This window comes from Vibrio sp. 1S139, assembly GCF_041439475.1.
Classification (GTDB): domain Bacteria; phylum Pseudomonadota; class Gammaproteobacteria; order Enterobacterales; family Vibrionaceae; genus Vibrio; species Vibrio crassostreae_C.
Genome location: NZ_JBGOOD010000041.1, coordinates 23,565 through 46,726, shown reverse-complemented (window position 1 = coordinate 46,726; position 23,162 = coordinate 23,565). Strand labels below are relative to the sequence as shown.

The 23,162-nt window shown below is 42.3% G+C and carries 11 protein-coding genes and 2 pseudogenes; 5 read left to right on the top strand and 8 right to left on the bottom strand.

Annotated features, from left to right (window positions below; translation table 11 throughout):
- Positions 1 to 30 precede the first annotated feature (30 nt).
- From ACED46_RS14530 to ACED46_RS14515, 4 genes are all read right to left on the bottom strand, one after another.
- On the bottom strand, positions 31 to 1,695 hold the full coding sequence (locus tag ACED46_RS14530; protein WP_371721754.1) for a hypothetical protein: 1,665 nt from the start codon (positions 1,693 to 1,695) through the stop codon (positions 31 to 33).
- Between the two features lie 853 nt (positions 1,696 to 2,548).
- Entirely contained in the window at positions 2,549 to 3,619 is a 1,071-nt protein-coding gene (locus tag ACED46_RS14525) for a hypothetical protein (protein ID WP_371721753.1), read from the bottom strand.
- Between the two features lie 41 nt (positions 3,620 to 3,660).
- The gene (locus tag ACED46_RS14520) at positions 3,661 to 3,972 is read right to left on the bottom strand and encodes a hypothetical protein (protein ID WP_371721751.1); all 312 of its coding nucleotides are present in this window, start codon (positions 3,970 to 3,972) and stop codon (positions 3,661 to 3,663) included.
- A 27-nt stretch (positions 3,973 to 3,999) separates the two neighbouring features.
- The gene (locus tag ACED46_RS14515; RefSeq protein ID WP_371721750.1) at positions 4,000 to 11,361 is read right to left on the bottom strand and encodes a hypothetical protein; all 7,362 of its coding nucleotides are present in this window, start codon (positions 11,359 to 11,361) and stop codon (positions 4,000 to 4,002) included.
- A 258-nt stretch (positions 11,362 to 11,619) separates the two neighbouring features.
- Here ACED46_RS14515 and ACED46_RS14510 point away from each other — a divergent pair, with 258 nt between their 5' ends.
- From ACED46_RS14510 to ACED46_RS14500, 3 genes are all read left to right on the top strand, one after another.
- Positions 11,620 to 12,570 (top strand): peptidoglycan DD-metalloendopeptidase family protein, encoded by a 951-nt coding sequence (locus ACED46_RS14510; RefSeq protein ID WP_102333903.1) that lies wholly within the window; start codon positions 11,620 to 11,622, stop codon positions 12,568 to 12,570.
- A 318-nt stretch (positions 12,571 to 12,888) separates the two neighbouring features.
- Positions 12,889 to 13,824 (top strand): ribosome biogenesis GTPase YlqF, encoded by a 936-nt coding sequence (ylqF, locus tag ACED46_RS14505; RefSeq protein WP_029405588.1) that lies wholly within the window; start codon positions 12,889 to 12,891, stop codon positions 13,822 to 13,824.
- A 282-nt stretch (positions 13,825 to 14,106) separates the two neighbouring features.
- Positions 14,107 to 15,132, top strand: coding sequence for a GGDEF domain-containing protein (locus tag ACED46_RS14500; protein ID WP_017070587.1), 1,026 nt, complete (start codon positions 14,107 to 14,109; stop codon positions 15,130 to 15,132).
- Positions 15,133 to 15,302: 170 nt separating this feature from the next.
- On the opposite strand, the gene ACED46_RS14495 is transcribed toward ACED46_RS14500, so the two are convergent.
- On the bottom strand, positions 15,303 to 15,848 hold the full coding sequence (locus ACED46_RS14495) for an N-acetyltransferase (protein WP_017062600.1): 546 nt from the start codon (positions 15,846 to 15,848) through the stop codon (positions 15,303 to 15,305).
- A gap of 166 nt (positions 15,849 to 16,014) precedes the next feature.
- On the opposite strand from ACED46_RS14495, the gene ACED46_RS14490 reads away from it, so the two are divergent.
- Together ACED46_RS14490 and ACED46_RS14485 are read left to right on the top strand one after the other, a co-directional pair.
- On the top strand, positions 16,015 to 17,157 hold the full coding sequence (locus ACED46_RS14490) for a fatty acid desaturase (RefSeq protein WP_017062601.1): 1,143 nt from the start codon (positions 16,015 to 16,017) through the stop codon (positions 17,155 to 17,157).
- 238 nt (positions 17,158 to 17,395) lie between these two features.
- Positions 17,396 to 17,686 (top strand): putative quinol monooxygenase, encoded by a 291-nt coding sequence (locus ACED46_RS14485; protein ID WP_371721749.1) that lies wholly within the window; start codon positions 17,396 to 17,398, stop codon positions 17,684 to 17,686.
- Positions 17,687 to 17,917: 231 nt separating this feature from the next.
- On the opposite strand, the gene manA is transcribed toward ACED46_RS14485, so the two are convergent.
- From manA to mngB, 3 genes and pseudogenes are all read right to left on the bottom strand, one after another.
- A complete protein-coding gene (gene manA / locus ACED46_RS14480; RefSeq protein ID WP_017070588.1) occupies positions 17,918 to 19,105 on the bottom strand; it encodes a mannose-6-phosphate isomerase, class I in 1,188 nt (395 codons plus the stop codon).
- Positions 19,106 to 19,107: 2 nt separating this feature from the next.
- A pseudogene (locus tag ACED46_RS14475) lies at positions 19,108 to 20,274 on the bottom strand (glycerate kinase).
- Positions 20,275 to 20,319: 45 nt separating this feature from the next.
- Positions 20,320 to 22,951 (bottom strand): annotated as a pseudogene (mngB, locus tag ACED46_RS14470) (mannosylglycerate hydrolase).
- Positions 22,952 to 23,162: the final 211 nt, after the last annotated feature.

Below are 23,162 nucleotides of genomic sequence, written 5' to 3'. Positions count from 1 at the left end.
TGAAGCCTTTTTTCTATCTAAATAAACAAGTTAGCTCTTAAGATCCTGTCTATGATGACGGGTTAGATTGACCCGTTTGACTTCTGGTAGCCAACCACTAAACACAATTTCTTTACAAGACTGATCCACAAACTCGGCCTCACGCAAAAAAATCTTTTGGCTCCATGTTTCATCAACACACGTCAATTGGAAATAATCATCTGGTTGATCGCATTGGGGGTTACTTTTATAGGTAATTACGATGCCTTCAGTTGGGGAGTTAACAACAGCGGCAGCAACACCTTGCTCTTTTTGACTAACGACATTGTAATCTGATTTGCTTGGCGCTTGAGTATCTAGATTCGGCAGCGAAATCACAGGTTCGGAGCTCGCATCAAAGTTATGAGCAGAAGAATAATCGCTGAGGTCTACTTTAACCGCTTTTTCATTATTCCCGCTCTTTAACTCATTGAGTTGCTGAAAATTGAGCTGAGCCCGAGAATAATAAAGAGCAACATCACTTTGTACGCTACCGTTTATTTTGTATGGAAGCCAAATATGAGGCAAAGGAACACCAAGTGGCTCTCTCTTTGTTTTACTTCCAGCCTTAAATGGACTCAATTCGGTTTGAAGTAATTCTGTATATGTTTCGCCTTCGTTAGGCCAATCAGCAACCACTACCTCAACTTCTTCTGCAGTAAGACCAAAAACACGGGCACAAGCATATTCGTTCAACACACCCTCGTAGACTTTTTTACCGTCTTGGTACAACTGAAACGCTTCCCCTGACAGAAATGCTTCGGAGTCTTCATCATATAAGCTGATATCGACCGATCTTTGAGGCGAGGACTTAGTGCTTTGATAGAGCGATAGATCGATATCAGAAAAGCGTCCGTCGTTTTGAATTTGGATTTCTCTCCAAACTTCTAATTGCCAAACGACATAAACGTAACCACGATCAATCGATACATACCCTGAATCACCTTTATGAACAGGAACCACCGGCACCAACACGTTATCCCACTCATCCATCTGAGTCACTTTATCAACGGGTTGCAGGTCTTCGGTTAATTTAAGCAAAATCGGCTGAGGCTGGTCAGAACAAGGAATTTTGATATAGAGCGTTTTCCCCTCTACTTCAAGATCTTTAAATGTCGCGAGGCTTCGGTGTTTATTTTCTCGATCTTGCTTACCTACCGTCACTTTTTCTTTTTGAGTATCGGTAGTTCCTAACATCAGACAGCCAGCATTACTCGACCACTGCCCTGCAAACTCGACAACGATTTTATGTTCTGGGGAAGGTTCAACCGGCGAGAAGCTGTAGTGGCGTGCCAAAGGTACATCATCGACAACTTGCTGGTAGTTGGCTTTGTGAGTGCGGTCTGAATTGCTATTACTCAGCTTGTCGACATGTAACTTCAGTCGGGGAAAGCTTGCTAGTTGCTTACTCGTTAATGAACTGCGCCTCACATTGGAAGAAAGACAAACCCAGTTCGCTTTTACAAGTTCTACTCGAATAGCGTTGAGCAGGCTGTGGACATTTTTTTTAGCCGACGCAGTAATCTGCTGAAGCAAGGTGCTTGGTAATTGAGCCAAGATGTCTTTAGGGGTGCGCACACGCCAAAATAGCCCGATACACTCATCCGGTGTTAAGACATATTGAAGGTCGTTCGTACTGAGAGACGAACTAGATATAAATTTGCAAACTAAGTGCATTTGGATTCTCCACAACCTACAGGTATATATAGTTGCGGTGATAACTAAGCTGATAAGGCTTAAAAAACGATTTGGTTAAATAAATTCTACGCGTAATGGTTATAAATTTCAATAGATTAGAAGGAGTATCGTCAAAAACCATAACACTAGCAATAAAGCTAATTAAACAGGATAAATAGTCATTTCGTCTGACCAACTAAAAAGGCAAATTAATTTGAACGGATGTCACATAATAATCATTTCATTGCGTACTTAAGTAAATACTAACTAGACCAAACACACATATCTGGTGGAAGCATTTCATCGATTTAGAAAGTTATATTAAGCATTTTCTCATCTGTAAAAGAGAAAAAAAGTGGGAATAAATTCCCACATAAACTTAGCCAATATAAATAGGATTTATTTTGGAACACTAAATTGGCTTAAAAGGGTGGTACTAAAGTACCAAAATGCAGAACACCACATCAAATAACGATGTGATATAAACACTATATATATTATGCATTTAATATCAAGATGGCACTTTTATAGAGATAACACCAAAAACTACTATGCAAAATATCTATGCAATTGCCATTCTGATTGCATCACCAGTTATATTAGTTATCTGACTGAAAATATGACTAAATAATGAGACAGGAAAAACAAAATAATTTTCATTTCAATGACTCAGCATCACTAAACTAATCAATATTGGGCACTGGTGTACAATAATTTTCTTAATAAAGTTGAGGGTAATAAAAATGATTAAGCCCTGGATACATACTCAAATTCCAACAACCTGAGATACATTTGCAAAAAAGGTCTGCCGAATAGGCAGACCTTTGTCTAATCTTCCATATAACGATTAGCGTTACGCTGCTAGTTTTGTGCCCTTGTCGTAAATAAGCAGTTGTCGTAATAAACTTGGCACTACGACCACTGCAGCGTTCACATCCTTATTTAATGTAAATGTAGATTCAACCAAAGTAGCATCGGCTCCAAGTGCATTGGCACCATGTAGTGACACCGTCACAGACCCACCTTCGATTGGATCAAGAGTCAGTTCATATTGCCAAACTCCGTTTTCACTAACCAGCACATCAGCATCTGAAACTTTAACTCCCCCACTGTCTGTAACACTTAGGCTCAACTTATCACCTTCAGAAAAACGAACCGTAGTACCATCGAGAATCAATGTGGGTGACTCTGATTCGTTAACATCGTTACCGCTGTTGATCGCAGAGATGCTAATAGTTGGCGTAATCGGCAGCGAATGTGTGCTGTCTTGCGCCCCCACGTTACCCAATAAGTCTTGGTAATCTTTCACCACCAAATCCACCGTCAAATCAGACGACGTCGCGACTAATACATCGACATTGCCCGTCCACACGCTGGCGTCCGCACTCTGCGTCAGCGAGATGACCGTACCACCTAACTCGGCACTGGCCGCTTGCAGCGCTTTATCGAACTTAAGACTGACCGATACGCTCTGACCTATCGCTTGGTGTTTTGGGTTAAACGTCACGCTCGTTAACGTCGGTACCGCTTGCGCGAGCGTAAAGCTTGCGCTTTCGCTTACTTGCACGCCTGCAGCGTTGGTGCCCGTCACAATAACGGTGTAGCTGCCGTTCGGTTGATCGCTGATGTCCACCGTACTGCTCCAAGCCCCACCGCTTGCTACGGTCGTAACGCCATTTTTCAATACCGTCTCATTGTCTTGCGCTTTCACTGCCAGGCGAAGCTCTTGACCATCAAAACGGGTCGAGGTGCCTGAGAAGGCCAAGTTCGCGGCATTGCTGCCGTCCACACTGCCCACCGGTGTGATGTCCAACGTTGGCGTGATAGGCAGCGAGTGTGTGCTGTCTTGCGTGCCCACATTACCCACTAGGTCTTTGTATTGCTCTGTAATCAAAGCCACTGTTAATTCATTAGTATCAGGCACTCGAACGTTACCCTTCCAAACTTTCTTATCAGCCGTAGCAGTTAGTGAGTTGATTTGATTTGATTACCACCAAGCATGGCCGTTACTTCTTGTAATTCCTTATCAAATTCAAGGGCTACTTGTACATCTTTGCCTACTTGCTGATGCATTGGATCAAATGTCACGCTAGACAGGGTTGGTAACACACCCTCAATCCCCAAAACCAAACTACCCCCTGTACCGGGGATAGTATTTACGCTTTCGTAACTATTATCACCGACTCGTATGGTTATGTTTTTGTTCTGTTTTTCAGGCGTTATGTAATTGACCGACCAAGTTATATTGTCTGTTGTACTCCATGATGCTTGCTTCAACTCGCCTGTATCATTGCCATCACTTGCTTAAATCTCTACATCTGAAAATTCAAATTGATTAACCTCTTCAGTGAAGGTAAACAAAAGTGGAATTTCAACGCCACCAGCCAAAGGCATTGATGCTGCCGTTGATATTGTTAGCTCTGGAATACTTGCTGCTTCAACTTTTGTATTTAGTGACTTCTCGGTCTGGTGTTCAACTAAATCGTCTGCCGTTACATTTATTAGATAATCGCCAGGAGATAAAAGATAACGTATCAAGTAAGGGTCACCGTCTTTGGTCGGTTCTTCAATTGATTGTGGGTTTACCGGGGCATCGGTACCGTTTTCCGCAGTAGAACCAACACTGCTTAGATTTTTATCGAAGACGTCTGCTCTTACATCCAAATAATATAGCCCTTCCTCTGGAATCATCGAATCCTGAGTACTGGTGATACTTGAAATGACCGGTGCTTGGTAATCAACAATGGATGCGATGCCTTCAGCATCGTAAGTCTTGTTGAGCACATTAAAGTCAATAATAACTCGCCCGATAGAATCGGTTACGGTTACTTTTTGCATATACTCAGCTTGAGCATCGATATCAAAAGTCATCGTATCTGAAGCTGTTGAAGAGGCTATTTTCCCAGAAAACTTAATCGTGTTACCTGAAACTGGAACCAAATCTATAGCATAGGAAGCAGCCTTTACATCCTCTCCCTCTTCAGAGGTAATGGTGAACGCTTGGCTATCATTAGTAAAAGCAAGCTTACCCCCTTGTAAACTCGTTATTCCATCAAAAGCCAAATCAATAGTTGGTATCCTAATGTCAATATCAATCGTCTTATTTTGAGTCCAACCTACATTGTCAGTTGCTTCGACATTGACTCGTATCGAATTCAACTCTTCTAACTCAGTTTTTGGAAGATCAAAATAAAGGTGTGAATTGTCGCCAATTTCATCTTTATCAAATACATATTTAGGATTAACTATTGTGTACTTAACCTTTGCTATACCGCTACCTTCATCCCACACAGAAAACTGAAATCTAACTAAGCTAGAATCATCCGGAGATTCATTGAGGGATACAGTGTCGTCAACATTTGGTAGGCTATTATCGACCATTACGCTGACTTCATCGCTTATAGACTCTCCCCATACATCAATAATTTGAATTTTAGGCTTGATAAATTGACCATCTAGTTTGTCATCTAATGGCGCGGTAAACGTCGAGCAAGAATAGTCATCCTCACACTTAGTGAAAGGGCCAAAATTCTCTGGGTTATCATTCAAATTATATGACGCACCATCTAGAGTTGCGACGACATTTTCAAGATCAGAATTTTGTCCAACCTTCACCTTGAATTTCATTTCAAGGGTCTCACCTCGAATAATAGTATCTTCAGCAGGGCTGGTAATAGCGATTTCTAAATCGCCTTGGGCTGGAAGCAATAATTCTAACGCATGATCCGAACCTAAGTTTCCGGCGACATCAGACAAGTTCTTAATCGTGTATAAGTGCTGTAACGCCCCCGGAGAGAGGATATCGGCATACAACTCTCTATACGTACATGTCGTTATACCCAATTTAGAGCTACAACTATTTGGTTCAAAAGACACATTTAATCGGTTTCTTACCAATAACGGTTCGTTACCATCACTAATATCCACACCAGAAAGATTGTCTTTGAAGCTCAATGTTAAGCTCAGAACTTTCTTACCTTCGGCGTTCAAACCAACGTCATTGCCAGTAAATTGATATGTGTCTTGTTCAACCGTAGGGGCATCGATATCCATCATATTAAAGCTGAATTTATTGACTGTTTCAGTATCATTCGTTCCTACTGTTTTCGTTATCAAAACCACAGGTGAAACAGACATATTCACATCAGTTGTAATGCTACACTTATAATTTTCTTGAGGATTAGTTATAACACCTGAATAAGCATTGTTCGAACCATCTTCCGGCACACCGTCTGAGGTGTAATTCTCTCTAACCCAACATTCTAATGTTTTTGCTTTTACCTCACCCGCAGGGCCAAATTCAACATTAAGGGTACTTCCCGATATATGACTTTGGAAGTCAGTCGGTTTTACGATTGACAGAGCAACACCTTGACGTTGCACATTGATACTTTCTGACCGTTCGGAAACAGGCCTTTCTTGTTCAGAGCTATAGCGAACGTTATTATATACTTTGAATTCCAACTGATAGGCACCATCTTCCGTTAGATCTGCCTCTGTCAACCTAGCTTCCCAAAGGCCACCTTTCTGAGAAAATGAGATATTGTTGGTTTGTTCCCCATATTTATAAGTACCTTCAACTAGCGGGATCCCGCTCTCATCTTCAGCATCAATACTTATAATTACAGGTTCAACACGAGTAATTTGTATCTGGCCACCAGAAGAAACTGGCGTGCCATCTTCATATGTGAAAGTAACCGAGTTAATAGTGGGCTTTGAGTTTTGAACTTTAACCGCATAATCTACGGTTGTCGTATTTCCTCTAATGTCGGAACCACCTAATCTGATTGTGCGAGTCGCACTATCGCCATCGCTTTCGCCTCCTAAAGGAATCTTCATATCTTCACCAACTAAGGTGCTTGCATCAGAGGGGTTTTCTTTGAAAGTCCAATACTCTAATGTTTCTTTGTTAACACCCTCTGACGATGGTGTTCCCCTGTCATTTAAGTCTTGAGCAGAAAGGTTGAATACATAATTACCAAGATAGAAACTTTCCGGATCAAACCCATTTAACTTTAGTGATGGCCCTTCACGATCTAGCAGAACAGTTCTAATTTCTGTTTTAGATTCAAATCCATATTCGTCTACAGCTTTAAGGTACAGGTTCGCCTTTTTGTCTTCGCCAATTACGATAGCGTCACTTTGTGTTTCTGTAATTTCGATATCAAAGGGCTGCGTTGGATCTTTGGGGTCAATTGAACGTATTGCAGCGTTTTGACCTTGTTGCCAAAGTTCAACCTTAGATACATCAGAGTCGTCAGATACTGATGTAAGCTTTACAGTAAATGCGGTACCAAGAACATAGCTTTCACCTGAATTAGTGTCTAAAACCCAAGGGTCAGCTAATTCAATTACTGGTCCCTTGTTGTCGACCAAGAATTCAAATTCACCACTGTGTGTTCCCGATGGAAAAGAACTGTCTGTTGCTGTTACGTAGAAGAAGTTTTTCTCATTATATTTAAATGCCTCCGCAACTAGTCTCACCTCTACGTTAGGCTGCATGCCTAATAGATACGGCTCAGTACTCTCTTCAGGTTCTGTTTCGTAATGTTGCAAAGTGAAACGCCTGCCAGACTCTGACTTCATATCGACTTCAACCAAACTCCCTGGACTCAAGCTCCAAGTAATATCAGGTACCCAGCTAGTATTACCACCTAAGTGGTTAATAATTTTAGATCCGTTTACTACCGGACCTTTTGAATCAAGTAATACACTAAATTGAGGGGCATTGGTCGTCTGGCGGTTAACTATATTAGACAGATTGTCTTCAGCATTAACATACACCACCCAATTACCATCTTCTGGACTAATTATATTACCTTGGCTGCTACACTTGTCTCCAGAGCACAGTTTTACCTTAAAATCATCCTCTGTATTGCTCGAAAAATGCGAGTTAGCGTCATATTCATTGGTAGCACCTGTTGCCGGGTTATAAAAAGTTAACCCTCGCTCGTCCAATTTATCTCCTACAATATCGTCAATTTTGAAAGTGAGTTCTTGGACATAATTAGTATTCAAATAGACATTTTCGTCAATTGGGTCACCATTACCATCTCTCGGGGGGATATAAGTCGCTAAAGGATAATCATTATCCACATATAAGGTTTCTATATGTGGATCCTCCCCATTGTAACCATAGCTATTTCCATGCTCATCCATTGCACTCGTTATAAGCTCAAACTTGGCAATATCTGTGAGATTTGAAGACTCGGTATTAAGGGTAAATAAATACTCCTTTTTATAACTATCACCATCTGACTCTCGAATATTTAGGTCAAGTGGGGTTCCCGTATTCGGTTCAGTTTTCTCATACCACATAGTAACAAAAGATGGCTGGTTGCCTTCTTCCACAACAATGCCAGACGGATCTTCCAAAATAATCCGTGAATCTAAAACACCAGCAACGTACCGTTTATTTCCAACCCATGTTTCTCGGCCATTTTCGATACTTAGCGAAGGTTGAGGCGGTGATTTATCAATACTTTCGCCATCACCGTCTATAATCTGTTCGCCATCGAGGCTTGGGTTCGCCATTGATATCTGATCGGCGTATCGCTGAGCTAGGTTAGCTGCTACACCATACTTTTCAGTCATAATGTTATAGTATGATTGCGCTAAGTCATTACGGTAAGACTTTGAGCTAAATTCATATGAATCTAGAACTATTTTTTCACCCCCACTACCAATACCGTTAGCTTGGCCATCGTACTGCAAGTCATCATAGATAGCGGAAGCAAAATCAACAGAGTTACTTAGTAGCATATTGTTTATTTGGGTAATGTCATAAATCGCTTCTACTAAAAACCGATGAATATAATTATTAGGCAGTTTTTCCGGAATAGCACCTTTCAATATTTCATTCGTTGCATACGAAACGATCGTTGGGTCGAAACCAAAGAATGAATCGCTTCCACCAGCGAGAGCATATTGTACGTCGTCTAAAATTCGTACGGCATTCTCTGGAGTCTTGTTTCCAGCTTCAACTTGATTCCATTGAGAGTCAAACAGTCCGGTTTGGTATGTTGCTAGCTCGGTAATATAAAAAGTCTTAGAACCATTAAGTTTAAAGTAGGCACCTATATTCGCGCTATTTAGGTTCACTTGTTCTGATTGTGTACCTGGATCACTCTCCCACTTGTAGTAATACGGTTGCGTATTACCATCAATACCGATTAACCGCACTCGCATAAAGTCGTAGTTAACTACATCAGTTGTTGTTTCACATCCAGCAACATCGAGTGCTTTATTTGTTCCATCACTTTCTAAGTGCTGAATCGTGGTACATCTTCCTAGCGAGGTAAACTCTCCCTTCGAGTTTAATCCCTCCAATTGCACACTAGCCCCGATAAATGGAGTAACGATCGTCATTGTCGGCAAGTCGAAGCTACTACGAAAATAAACTTCTTGCTCAGCACTTTCATTTTCAGACTCGTCAATAGTTTGAATCACTAGTTTTTGACTGCTGTTCTCGGACGTCGAATCGAAGTTGTCACCAAGTATTTCTTTTACAAAAGGAACATAATAGATCACCTCATTTACGTGTCCTTCAGTATCAGAGATAGTTTCGTGGGGTATGTTAGCGGCAGAGGCTACGGTATCGGTTACCTTCTGAAGCACGTAGTTATTATCATTGTTTGCGCTTACTAAATACTTAACAACTAGCTTAAGTTTGTCGGCACTAGATCCTAACCCCATATCCCCGTTGCCATCTGAGACTCTGACACGAACATATGGAATTTTGTTATCTTTGAGGTCGTTGACATTAAAGTCACTAAAATCGACATCGGGAATTGAGTTTAAAATCCCCTTGCTCGCGTAAATGTAATCAATCTTCAAATAATCACGAGTGGATTGAACCGTTTCTGATGTGTAGGTGTCTTGCGTATAAACATCTTCTTTAGTTACGCGTTCCCCATCAACACTAACGTTGACATAATTCATTGGAGCATTCTCTGGGTAGCTAATCACTTGCGCCGGCGCTTGATCATCACGAACGACTTCGTGAACTTCCTTACCAATATTCCCGTTGCTATCGGTGGCTTTAATTTCAAATGTTGTTATCGATACGAATTCATCGGTTGAATATCCCTTACTGAATTCACAGGCACTGCCTGACTCTAAAGTTATATGACCACAAGAAACGCTATCATCTAAACCGCCTTTAAATGAAACCGTTACCGAATCAATCTCTTGCGAGTCTTCTTTTACAGTGCCTTTAAGCACATACTCTTTTGCACTGTTGTTTATAGAACTAGCCGAGGTTACTTCAATTACCGGCGCATTGTTGTCCCATTCAAAGTTTACATAATGGCCAACATCTCGCCCTTGAACTAATTCGTTACCTAAGACGTCAGTCGTATAAAAAACCAAACGTGCCGCAGTTACATTTGAGAGTCCCGTATCCGAATCAACTTCTACCTCGTCAATGGCTTTTGTGTCTACACTTACTTTAATACTTGTTTCTCTAAGACCAGATTCAAAGCCGTCGAATTCCAAGAAACAAAACTCACTACCCGCAGTTTGTTCATCGTCACACTGACTCTCGAGAGACCAGACACCGTCCAGTTGGTATTCAAGGTACGCTGAGACACCTTGAACACCAATTTCATCATTGAGCTTAATATCCACTTTATCGAGGCTTACCAATACATCACTGTCTGTTCTAGACACTGTAGGCGCTTCGGTATCAATTTCGGTTTCGTCGCGAGGTGGGATCACACCGCCAGTACCGCTATTGGTGCCTTGGTCATTAATCTTACGGCTAAACTCAACATAGTCGTCTGCGTCTGTTCCTGAAATATTTAAGTTAGGATCATTGACGACAATTAGAACATGCTGTGCCAAATCGTGAGTGTAAATATCACTAGAGACTTTTTGTTGACCGAAGGTTAAAGGGGTTACCCCTCCCGACACAGTACTTATTTCCAGCCCATCAAGAAGACCATCGGCAATGACATCTCGATATTGGATATCAGCCAAATGCATCGATGTGTAAATATTACTCTGAGTATCACCGTATTTTTGAATTAGGTCGTACGAATAAGAAGAATAAGCGGTTAACAAAGCACCATATTGGTGACCGGATGTAGCAAAACTACTTTGACCACCTTTGGTTATGTCTATCGGAGTAGTTTCATTGACATCGAAACCATACATATCGTTAATGCTATTTAGTGATTCCGATATAGCAGTAGAGTCTGACACTCCCCTGCCTACTTTGTATTGAGTTAAGCCTGAAACGATGTTCGTCAAAGGGGTCAGCATTAAGTTTTGATCACGCCCTTCTTTGTAATTGAGCATGGCTTCTAAACGCAGTGTTTTGCCGTTACTGACAGACACTGTATTTTTCGTTAAGGGATCGGTATAACTGCCTTCTTTAGCTACGATGAAAAGTGGCATCGATGAAGATTCAAATTCAACCTTGTAGTCACCAAAAGCATCGGAAGTCGTACTTGCTAACTTCCTACCTAGGTTTCCATCCTTGTATTCAAACACCTCAATTTTCGCACCGCTCACAGGAGCGTCAAAAACGTTACCTGAGATGCTTCCGGTATTCCTTGCTGGCGGGGTGTTATCACCTCCGCCTTCCCCACCGCCACATGCGCTTAAGATAAGCGACGTAACAATAAGACCTAATGTTGATTTCAACGTATTTTTAGTGAACATAGTTTTCTGGCAGAGTATATTTTTCCGCGATTATATTATCGTCTAAGATTTTCTCAACATGACATAATAACTACTTATAAAGCACAGTTTAGCTAAATCAAAAGGTGAAATGTTTGTTTTTTATCTCTCTAAAAACACACCCTATACCTTTAGCTAGTCATTACGAAGGAATGAACTAAAATAACATGCAAAAAAAACAAATAAATATTATGATCTAATTTTTATTTTTATCCATTAACCGAATTTTATTGATAATTTATGTATTTGAAAATAAATAGCCATTTAAGTCGCCGTACCCTTTCCTTTGGCCTTTTGATGGTTTTTTTGATCGTTTCAACAGCCATATCGCTAAGCTACAATCATTCAAATACTGATAAAAAACAGGCACCTAAAATAGCCAAGCCCAAAAGCATTCATATTCCAACCCCAGCTCCGACATCTGAAATGGTTTCAGGGGTTGTTAAATACTCTTTTATCAGTTCCATATTGTCTTCAGGTCTAACAAACGATGAATTAAAATCTTTGTTGAATTTATTAGGTGATAATTTTGACATTATAAAATCGGTTAATAATGGTGATAAATTTTCAATAAGGACACAATATGACGGTTCTAATACAGAATATGTTAGTGCTTTTTACTATTTAGGTAGTGACGTAGAGTTTTTTGCCATGAGAGGGGCTGATGATAATATTTACAATGAGAATGGATATAAGTTAAATAATGACTATGTATTCCCTCTTCCTCAGCATTTTCGCGTAAGTTCACCGTTCGATTTAAGCAGAAAACACCCAATAACGAACCGCATTGCCCCCCACTTTGGAACAGATTACGCAACACCAATAGGTACAAAGGTTCATTCATTGTCAGATGGCATCGTTTTGAAGTCCCGGTATAACCGTTTTGCTGGTAACTATCTAACCATAAAACACGCTGATGGAAACTACGCTCGCTACCTACACCTTTCAGAAAAACACGTTTCGGCCGGAGAGTTCATCACTAAAGGTCAAATCATTGGACTCACTGGAAATTCAGGTCGAACTACTGGTCCTCACTTACATATAGAACTATCGGTTGCGGGAGTGCCTGTGGATTTCGAACAATATATCAATACAGACAGAAGTTATAACAACCAATTCATTTATATCGCTCAAGCAGAACGTAAACAGTTGATGAAAAATCTCGTTCAATCAAATCAACCACAGACATAACCCCATAGGATTATGTCTCCAGTCGGATCTTCGAGATAAAACACTCAATGCAATAGTATTTTATCTTTCAACAATTGGCGACACACAAAAACTGACTTTTCGCCGAATCCATTTCAAATCATCAACTGTTAAATCAAATGCCTGCTAGATGGATTACAGCATTTGAAATCTCTACGTATGCGCCCCTTACAATCGCTCACTGCAATAATATTGCCTGTAAGGACTTTCACTCTGATTAATCTAGGGCAACATAGCGCTTTACACGCCCTAACGAACCCTTACAATGTGCAGCAAATATATTTATCAAGGTTTATCTCTATGTCTATTCAATGGTTTCCGGGTCACATGCATAAAGCCCGCAAAGAAATCGAAGAAGTTATCCCACAAGTTGATGTGATCATCGAAGTACTGGACGCTCGTATCCCGTTCAGTAGTGAAAACCCAATGATCTCTTCACTGCGCGGCGATAAGCCTTGTGTAAAAGTGCTGAACAAGCGTGACCTTGCAGATCCTGAACTGACTCAACGTTGGATTGAGCACTTCGAGAAGGAGCAAGGCGTTAAAGCGATTGCGATTACGACTAGCGTAAAAGAAGAAGTTAACCACGTTATGGAGCTGGTACGTAAACTGGCACCGCACCGTGAACAGATGGGCAAAAACATTCGTACAATGATCATGGGCATCCCGAACGTGGGTAAATCGACCATCATCAACTGCTTGGCTGGACGTACGATTGCGGTTACTGGTAACCAACCTGCGGTAACTCGTCGCCAACAACGTATCAATCTGCAAAATGGCGTGATCCTTTCAGATACTCCAGGAATCCTTTGGCCTAAAGTAGAAAACCCACACAGTGGCTTCCGCTTGGCTGCAACAGGTGCTGTAAAAGATACGGCAATGGAATACGATGAAGTGGCATTTTACACAGTAGAGTACCTAGCAAAACAGTACCCTAACCTTTTGCAAGAGCGCTACCAAATTGAAGAGCTGCCTGAGTCTGACATCGAACTGATGGAAGCGATTGGCCGTAAGCGTGGTGCACTTCGTGCCGGTGGTCATATCGACATTCACAAATGTTCAGAAATCCTGCTTCACGAATTGCGTAATGGCACTTTAGGTAAGGTAACGCTTGAGTTGCCAGAAATGATCACACAAGAGCTGATCGAAGTTGAAGAAGCGGCTGCGCTGAAAGCGGAACAACAGATTAAGAAAAAAGAAGAGCGTCGTAAGCGTTACCTGAAGAACAAGCGTTAATCGCGATTAGTTTTTATAATCTGCTTTAATTTCTGTTTACCACTCTTACACCAGCCTCTAGATATTCACGCTCTATCGATAATAGAGCGTGAATATTGCCCGCTACCGTTTGTTGATCTAGCTAACATACTGACAAATCTATAGAAATGGTCGTTTACAATCCCAAAGACTGTGACATACTACGCAAATTATTGTGTATCAATCTCGGCTAATTTCTCAATGCGCTCTTATTCTGGGTTCAAGAATCAAAGATTTAAAACCTATTTCGATAATGAAATTTATTTGCCGTACATAAATTTCATCTACATCCCTATCTCAATATTCTGTGCTTTTATCGTCACCGACTACATCCACTTTGGTAGCGAGTGCATTACGCCTATCATTTTCCGAGTCATACTTTTTTTATTGATGATGGCCGCCGCCAGATACTGTATTACAAACAAACCCAACGTTTTGGAACTCGTAGAAAGTGCCTTCCTTGTAATTAGCTCACTTTTCTTGGTCTATGTCGGTCGACTAGCCATCGAGCTGAACAACTTCGATTACCAAGGTGGCATCATTTTAGTGATGATCTACATTGGTACGTTTTCAAGATTGTCAGCCAGATACAGTATATCTACGCTGTCGTTTATCTTTTTGGCTTATCTCATCGGCCTTGCGCCACTGCTTTATGAAGCGGAGCCAGAGCATGAAATAGAAACAATTTCCGTTTATATCTCGGCTTACATCCTAATCTCAGCGGCCTGTGTTAGACGTGACCTGGAAGTACACAAACGTTTCGCTCAATCCGAGCAACTCCGCAAACAAGCGATTCAGCTTCGCAAGCAATCTAATATGTTCGAGGCCCTTTCCTATCAAGACGCACTAACGGGCTGCTACAACCGCCTTTATCTTCATCAGGTGATAGAACCGAGCATAGACCGTCAGCGATCCATTACATCGCTCATGATAGATATTGATCATTTCAAATCGATTAACGACACCTACGGCCATCAAATGGGTGACATGGTGATTAAAGAACTGGCCGATGAGATTCAAAAACGACTACCGACTAGCAGTAACTGCTTTCGATACGGCGGTGAAGAGTTTTTGGTGCTGGTCCAAGGAGAAACCGAGGCTTCAATTGAATCGCTGGTTAATGCCCTTTTAGAATCCCCTACTCGCCTTAGATTAGAAGTAACAATTTCAATCGGTGTGAAACATGCCCCTCAAGCCCTTGGTTCTGTCGAGCAGCTTATCGACGACGCTGACCAAGCACTCTACATTTCGAAAAAAGGCGGTAGGAATAAGATCACATGGTGTGATTAATCGCCCAATATTTCACGCATCTTTGCGAATCATTAAAACGACCACTAATTCAATCAAAAAAGCCCCGAGCAACTTAATACTCGGGGCTTTTGTCTTTGTTCTTCTGCTTTAAAATAGCTTCGTTAAGAACCTGCTACTCAGCAAAAAAAACAGTATTCAACAAGAATCGACTAAGAATACACAACGCTCGCTGTTTTCTGTTCAAGTTCAACGGGAGAGCTCCAAGAAATCACTTTTTCATTCACTTGGCTGCCACATGGTGCGTTCCAAACTTGCTCTAGTTCTTCTTTGCCACCAATCGCCTGATAAAAAGCAATCGCTTGGTGGTTCTCAGACATCACCTCTAGGTAAAGCCCTGAGTCCGAATAGTATTGCTGCAACCACTTCGACAATTCAGACAACAGACGCTTGCCTACACCTCGTCCACGATAATTATTATCTACATGTAACGCATCGATGAACGTACCACGCTCAAAGTTGTGATTACCGAACGCGCAGACAAAACCAACCAGTAAACCGCCTTCCTCAAGCAATAAAACATGTTGGTTGAAAGGAGGATTAATCAAACGAGTCTGCCAAATAACAGATCTGTCCTCCAAAACATCATGTTCTAGGTAATCATCAGCAAGAATGCCACGGTAATATAGCTTCCAGCTATCCGCGTGTAATTGGGCAATCCGCTCATAATCTTTATATTCAGCTACCTTAATTTCCATTTATTAGCCCTTAGTACTTCCATTTATGACTTGCTACTACATTTCACACTACCTTTATACAATATTTAAGCAAAACATACTAATACACGTTTACACTTTCAATATTGACTTACACGTGTACGCTGATATTCTAGCGCACAGATGTAAGCCCAATGGAAATTTGCTAATGAATAGTGCCGACAAACAATCTACAAAAAAGCCGCCATTAATCTGGCTCAATATTTTTGTGTTCTCTTTTAGTATGCTGCTTGCTGTTGTAGCGGCTCCCGTTTATGGCTACTTTTTTGGCTATGGCATGGAGCACTGGATATGGCTAGCAATCTGCTTTACGTTCTGTAACCTTTCAATCACGACAGGTTATCACCGCTTATGGTCACATAAAGCGTTTGAAGCGCATTCAAGCCTAAGATTCCTGTTTGCATTAGGTGGTGCATTTGCCCTGCAGAACAGCGCGCTACACTGGTCTTCTGATCACCGTGTTCACCACAAGCATGTCGATAACAACGACAAAGACCCATACTCTGCAAAACGTGGATTTTGGTACTCACACATTGGCTGGATGATTCGTAATTACAGCACCTCAATGTACGAAAACTACGAAAACTGCCGTGACCTTAAAAAAGATAAGATTGTTATGTGGCAGCACAAGCACTATGTTCTGTTAGCATTACTAATGAATTTCGGTGTTCCTATCGCTTTAGGCGTGATTTACGGTGACGTGATTGGCATGTTGTTAATCGTAGGTGCAGTTCGTTTGGTACTTAACCACCACACAACATTCTTTATTAACTCTCTTGCTCACATCTGGGGTAGCCAACCTTTTACTGACAAAAACACAGCGCGTGATAACGGTGTGTTAGCAGTACTCACTTTCGGCGAAGGCTACCACAACTTCCACCACATCTTTGAGAACGACTACCGTAACGGCATCTACTGGTGGCAATACGATCCAACAAAATGGTTGATTAAGAGTGCTTCGTTGATGGGACTGGCAAGTAAGCTTAAGAAAACCCCTCAAGCTCGTATTGAGAAAGCTGAAGCGTCAATGTTACTTAAACGCACCCAGCAAAAAATCATGCATCGTGCCGACAAGCAACAAATCGCAGAGAAGCTTCAACAAGAGTTTGATGCTCTAGTATCAAACATGAACGAATATTACGAAGTTAAAAAACAGCTACTTGAAAGCAAGCGCGAAGACGTTGTGAAGAAGTACGAACACTCTGTTCTTAAGGTTCGTTATCAGCAAATCAAAATGAATTTCGAACAACAGAAGAAAAATTGGGCAATGACGGTTGAGCAATACGCTTAAGGTAAAACAGTACGCTTAACACCCCAGTAACAACACAGTTTGATTCTTATTCAAAAGCCCTCATATTGCTATGAGGGCTTTTTTTAATAAGCATAACCTACTCGGCTCTGGCCCTATGCTCTCGAGTTTGAATTGTGGATGGTAAGAACCATAGTTATTGGATTTCAGAACTCTTTCTTCATTCTGAATTTATACTTATATTACTTAAACTTACCGAGTTTAAAGGAAGGAATTGAAAATGAGCAAACTGACTATTATTGCAACGATCGTCTCTAAAGAAGACAAAACTGAGCTTGTAAAAGCTGAGATGATTAAATTGATCGATAAAACCCGTGTTGAACACGGCTGTATTAACTACGATCTGCACCAAGATAACAGTAACCCTGCTCACTTCGTTTTTCATGAGAACTGGGAGTCTGAAGTTCATCTAGAGAAACACTTAGCGAGCCAACACATCGCTGACTACATGGCTGCGACTGAAGGTTGTATTGAAACCTTTGTGCTTAATAAAATGACGCACATTGCCTAACCAGTCACTCAGTACTAATTCAATAAAAAGCCCTGCTCTGATCGCAGGGTTTGTCTTTTCTACAAGCTTATATCTGCTCATTCTAATAATGAAAAAAACCGCCAGAGTAGCGGGTATGGTCAATAATCATGACTGTCAAAGACAGATAGGTAACAACCATCAATCCAATATTGAGTACCACTTTACAGTGGCACTCTGACATTTCTTTTGCTGATCGCTAGCACGGGGGCACTAGTTAAAAGCACGAGCCAAAATGCCATTCCCTTGATATTGGTAAACACTTGAATTACTACTTACAAAGACCGATTCTCCGGGCTTAAGAGAAACTGACCGCCCTTCTGAAGTGACGGTCGCCTCTCCTTCCACACAGAACAAGATCTCCGCGCTACGTAGATACTGTGACTTGCTCTCATCAGTCGCAGACAAGATATCAAAGCCAAAGTCATCCACTGGAATCGGATAACTCATCTTGCCCTCTTTCAATACAGGCTTAAGGCGGATATCTTCTGGCTTAATCGGCTCAAAGATTGTGTTGTCGATAAGCTCAGGGACATCGATATATTTGGGAGTGAGACCGGCACGCAGCACATTGTCTGAGTTTGCCATAATCTCTAAACCCGTACCTTGAACATAAGCATGTGGGGTTTCTGCGAACAGGAACATCGCTTCACCGGGCGCCAGCTCAACCGTGTTAAGCATTAATGGCGCAAATAAGCCAATATCACCTGGATAATGCTGTTTGAATTCGATGCTGTATTGAAGAGCTTCACGCCCCATGACCGTTTTGGCTGGTCGCGCATGTGCAGCATAAAGCTCATTAAGCGCAGACGCTTTGCGGTCACCTTCAAGAGACATAATGGCGCTAAAGAACGACTTCAAAGAATCACTGTCGGCATTGGCTTTTAGTACATTAAGCTCAATCGCTAACGAAGGAATATCCGCTTCTTCGAACAAGGCAATAATGTCGTCGATTGGACGAAAGCCATTCATCGCTTTGTAGAAGGTCAACGCATAAACCAACTCAGGTTTATGGTTTGGATCTTTGTAGTTGCGATTAGACGCATTCAAGGGGATACCAAGTGCATTCTCACGCTCAAAACCTAATTCTGATTTTCGCTTGTTCGGGTGAACCTGAATCGATAACGGTGTTTCAGCGGCCAACACCTTAAACAAGAAAGGCAATTCACCGAAACGAGCCGCCGTGTATCCGCCTAAGACATCGATTTTGTTTTCATCAATCATGTGAGAAAGCGATTCACCGGTATCGCCTACCTTTGAACAACCATTTGGATGAGCACCCATCCAAATTTCTGCTTGAGGTTCCTGGTTTGGGTTCACAATACCAAACAATTGGTTAATGGAGTCTTTGCTTCCCCATGCGTAGTTTTGAATAACGTTGTCGAGTTTAAATAGAGACATAATTACTTCTCATTAAAAATCTGGCTACCAAGCTTGAGCGTGGCGGCGATATTACGGGCAGTGCGAGTCAGGTTTTGATTCGCTTCTGATAAAACTTGGTCTAAAGACTGAGGTGAACGTACGGTTCCAAATAAGCTAGACATTGAGCCGTAAAGTTTTTCAACGTCTTGCCCCAAAGAGCCCGCAATTCCAATGGTTGGAATACTCAACTTTTGAGCTCGCTGAGCGATGCCGAAAGGTGTTTTACCTTGCAGGGTTTGGTTGTCCATCTACCCCTCTCCGGTCACGACCAGTGAAGCACCTTCAAGAACCTTATCTGCATCCAAGGCATCTAATACCATCTCAATACCCGCTTTAATTTGGATATTGAATGCAAGACTTAACCCCAGAGGTGTACCACCAGCAGCACCAAATCCAGCTGTGTCGCGATGATTAGTACCCGTATGTGCTTGAGCGATATCGGCAAAGTGCCCGATCGCAGTATCAAGTTGTTCAACTTGAGCTTTTGATGCGCCTTTTTGCGGACCAAACACAGTACTGGCTCCGCTTTCGCCACATAATGGATTATTCACATCACACGCGACCACGAACGTCACTTCTTTGCATCTAGGGTGCAGTCCTTCAAGATCGATGCTTGCTAACCGGCTTAATTCGGCGCCGCCACCAGATAGCTCGTTGCCTTGCTTGTCTAATAACTTGCCTCCCAACGCTTGTAAGATGCCAGCACCTGCATCATTGGTTGCGCTGCCGCCCAAACCAATAATGATTTGTTCAACACCTTGATCTAGTGCATCTTTGATCAATAGCCCAGTACCAAACGAAGATGCGGTTAACGGTGCTCTTTCTTCTACGGTTAATAGGTCTAAACCCGATGCTTGAGCAAATTCCACCAAGGCAGTTTTTACGTTGGCGCCATCAACAGTCTGTTCCAACGAAGCCCAATAAGCCGTACATTCACGCCCGATTGGATCCGTCGTGTGCAGCAGTTGCTTCTTACCATTGAGCGCCTCTAGCAACACGTCTACCGTGCCTTCTCCGCCATCGGCGAGTGGCATTTTCACAAACTCTGCGTAAGGGAAAACATCGGCAAATCCACGCTCAATGCAAGACGCAACTTGATGAGCGTCGAGTGATTCTTTAAATGAATCAGGGGCAATTACAATTTTCATTGTCGTTCACCATTCCCGCCCACCAAGGTGAGCGGGTTATCGAAATTAGAATTTGATTTGGAATGTTTTTGCTTGGCAAGGTGCTATCTGGCCGAACTCTTCAGATGCTACATCACCTTCGCGTACGCGCTCGTCCATGCTTGTCTCTTTCCAGCTTGAAACCGCTTGAGTAAAAGAGATTGAATCCGATACTGAACCCGATTCTGCCGGGTTGTAGACACGCATGATCAGTCCATCTTCGTCTTCCGCTTTCTTCAGCACACTCAACACCGCGCCTGATTGTTGCTTAGACAGAAGGCTAAAACTCATAGGTAGGTTCTGCTCACCCACGTTGAGCTTCATCGCGTTGTAAGGGATCTTGTTGTAGCATTCGATTTGAGTGACATTGTCACGTGCTTGCGCCATGATGTTCGCGTCAATATGGTTACCAGAGAAACCGCACAACGTGAATTCACACACTAACTTACCGCGCACTTGCGAATCTGGTGTCGGAATCTTGATGCCTGATGGACGGCCTGGGCGAAGCAATAGCTCTTCTTTACCCAACACGCCGATACCACGGAACAGTGTCAGTGCGAAGGTATCTCGGTTTTCGTCACCTTGAGATGCAATCACCTCAAATTCACGTAGACCATTCGACATAATCGCCATGCCCGCTTTGCCGTTTTCTAATGCAGCGAAGTTCATCAGTTGGTAAACCGGAACCGGTGCTTCTTTCCACTTCTCTTCTTCCCAAACCGCCATAGCAGGGTCATTGGTTGGTCGAGTAATACAACCGAACTGGTTGTCTGCAACCACAGTTTCAGAAACGAATGGCGTTGGTACTAAGACACGTACACGGTGGTCGTCGGCTTGGTTGTCTAGTTCCATACGTACTTCAATGCGGCGAGAACCTTGCTTCAATACCACTTGGCATTGCGCTTCAACGAATCCGTTTTGACCCGTGCGTTCTTCACGCTCTGCAAGGTTTGCAGGTACGTTCATTCGGAAAGCGATGTTCGCTACCGATTGGAAGCCTTGGTGGTCAATCGATGTTTCGACTGGGAACTCGTCTGAATACAGTAACCATTCTTGACGAGATGGAGAGTAATCGTACTCATCACCGTCATCAGAACCGTCTTCCAAACGAAGTACTTGGTCGAATACTTGCTCTGTCTCTTTATCGAAAATAATCAGAGTACCGTTGTCGTTTACATTGATTCGGTAGTACTCGTTCTCTAGTAAGTAGTCTTTTTGTTCTGCAACTTTTACTGCACCCTTCTCGTTACCTTGGATGTGTAACGTGGTGAAGCCCATCGCTGGCACAATGCGTTTGATTTGAATATCAAACTCCATGAACGGGTCGTAGTTACCGTAGTGAACGATTTGACGGTCTACTTTACCCGGGTCAATTTGGCGCTTGTCTTGGATGAAGTACTCAACTAGGTTTTCGTTTTCATCAAAGATAGAGAACTGTTGAGCACGGATAGTGATAGTGGTGTTAACCACTTCTTCACGCTCGTATGGAGAAAGGTTGAACATCGCCAGTTTGTCGCAACCTTCGCGATCTGGCATGTGGTCAACAATCTTACGCTTGTAGAAGTGAATCAGGTTGGTCGTCAGCAAGGATGTAACGGTTTAAGATTTCAGCGTGTACCTTGTCTGAACAACAGCAACCAATAGAGTCATGAGCGTGGTTCTTCATGCTCTCTTTCCACATTTTCTCAATCAAACCGTGGTGGTATTCAAAACCTAATGTCCAAGCGATAGACGCTAGCGGTTCTAAGATGTTTACAATCTTGTTTTCGATTTCTGCGTGGATCAGTTTGATGTCCATACGCGTAGAAGAGATCGTACGGTGAACACGCATGTATTTACCGTCGTTGAACTCGCCTTTGATTGTGTCGAGTTGGTCGCGCGCCGCTTCTACTTTCTCGAACACTTCTTCGTAACGGCTCATTGAGAATTCACGATCTGGGTAGATTTCGCGAAGCTTGTCCATTACTTCAAAGATGTCTTTTTGAATCGGCATTTGGTCGTGGCCGTTCGGTAGCAAGATATCTTTAGTCACCGATGGCTTTTCTAGCACTGGGAAGTACTTATCTAAACGAGCACGCAAGCCTTCTTCGTCTTGTGGAAGGTATTTACCAATCGCGTAACCCAGCGGAAGCACTTGTGCCGTTACTTCACTGCCGTCATTAGACTGCCATAAGAATTCTGTTTTGTTGGTGCCATGACGCTCTGAACAACCACGCCAGAACATTGCACGCGTGATGTCGAAGCCGTTGTAGATCATTGGCAGCTGTGAGCTCATGCTGAATGAATCTGGTAGGTAACCAATCTTCATTGCATCGCCAAACTTCATACAGTCACGAATACCATACATCATGTTGCGTACAATTGACTCACCAGAAACTTGCATTGTGTCGGCTTGAGAATACCAAGGGCCAATAATTAACTTGCCCGCTTCAACCAATGCTTTTACGCGCTCTGTGTTTTCTGGTTTGATTGCGAAGTAGTCTTCTAAAACGGCGGTTTGACCATCTAGAACGTAGTATTTGTATTCTGGATCGCTCTCCAGACGGTTCATGATTTCTTCCATGTTGTTCACAAGAAGAATACGAGACTCTTCTGTTGTGAAATACCATTCACGATCCCAGTGCATGTGAGGAGTAATGTGTACGCGTGATGTAGTCATAATCATTTACCTAAATGTGTCGCTTCGAGTAAAACTAAAGTTCGAACCCAAATACGACTAAATTAAATTTTTTCAAGGGGTTAAAATTGGCTGCCACTAAATTTAGGGTGCAGAAAACCACGCCCAGAATCTGTGTGAATAAAACCGTTAGGAGCACAGGTATTTAGGGCAGCCAGTTGTTTGTTATTTTTTATATATTGATTTCGCAGTG